The following is a 1,423-nucleotide window of genomic DNA, read 5'->3' as shown; positions in this document are numbered from 1 at the left end:
GTGTCGATTCGGGGTAGTTGGTACCGCGAGTCCGCGTAGTTGGTACCGGTGTTCCACGTACCCGGTACTGCAAGGGGTTTTCTTTCATAGTTGATGTTGGCGACACCACAATCCGGTGGTGTCGCGTCAACATCTACTTGGAAGGAGCCGGTCCTTGTGGCTAACTTCAAACAGATCATCGCGATGTGCCTTGACGGTGCAAGCTACGCGCAGATCACACACGCATTGGGATGTTCACGACGAGAAGTATCCCGCGCAAAGAAAGTCATCGCTGATGAGGCACTAACGCCAGAGCGTTTCCGCCAACTCCCACCGGGATGGTTCGATGATCGATTCAGCGACGGCCGGAGTAAGCGGACGATGTCCTACGACCAGCCTGATTTTCAAGCCCTTGCACGCAAGCTCCAAAGCAAAAAGCACGTGACCAGGCACAAGCTGTGGATGGACTACTTGTCGCAGCCGTGTCCGACGGACAAGACAAAGTACCAGTACTCCCAGTTTTGCAGTGGGCTCAATGAATTTCTCCGTGCTCATGATCTTGTCGAAGTCGTCACCCATGAGCCGGGGCAAGAGCTTTACGTCGACTGGGCTGGCGACAAAGTGCCGGTGGTGGATCAGGCCAGTGGTGATACCGCATTCAAGGCGTCGCTGTTTGTCGCGGTATGCCCGTACTCAGGGCTGATGTACGTCACTGCTGCTGCGAATGAGAAGATGCCGGCTTGGATTGCATGCCACGTCAAAGCGTTGAACTATCTTGGCAAATTACCGGCGGTCATCGTGCCGGATAATGCCTCTACGGCGACCTACCGGCCGAGAAAGCATTCAGGCTACCGGATGGTCACTGACCGCTACGCAGCGTTTGCCGACTACTACGGGGTCACGATTGTGCCGACAAGACCTGGCAGGCCACGCGACAAAGCGGCAGTAGAACGTGCTGTGAAAATCGCCTACACCAAAATACTCGGGTATTTCAGCGACGAGGTCTTCTACAATCTCGATGAACTCAATGAGGCAATCGCTGACCGGCTTGCCGATATCAACAGCGCAATGACACGGGCTGATGGCACAACACGGCGCATGCGCTTTGAGCAAGAAGAAGCACCAGTGATGCGCGATCTGCCGCCGACACCGTTTACGGAAGTGTCATACAAGCGGTGCAAAGTCGACCGTAATTGGCACATCACCTGTGACTACCAGTACTACTCTGTGCCATTTCAGCTGGTAGGAGAGGCAGTGACGGTCAGGCTCACCCCGCAACTGGTGAGCATCTTCAACGGTGATCAACTAGTTGCTGAACACACACGCCTTCACGGATTCAAATACCGGTACTCCACTGATCCCAACCATGGGCCAAGCAGCGATGACGAAGGCCACAAGGCGCTCACCCGCGACGAACTCTTGGCTTGGGCCTCGTCGTTCGGTT

At 55.3% G+C, this 1,423-nt stretch carries 1 protein-coding gene; it reads left to right on the top strand.

The window, feature by feature from the left end:
• Positions 1 to 156: 156 nt before the first annotated feature.
• A partial coding sequence (gene istA / locus HMPREF2736_RS02105) for an IS21 family transposase (protein ID WP_070828780.1) occupies positions 157 to 1,423 on the top strand: 1,267 nt, incomplete at its 3' end.

Source organism: Corynebacterium sp. HMSC036E10, from assembly GCF_001836265.1.
GTDB lineage: Bacteria > Actinomycetota > Actinomycetes > Mycobacteriales > Mycobacteriaceae > Corynebacterium > Corynebacterium coyleae.
Note: the sequence above shows the minus strand (reverse complement) of the source record. Positions and strands in the feature narration are given on the sequence as shown.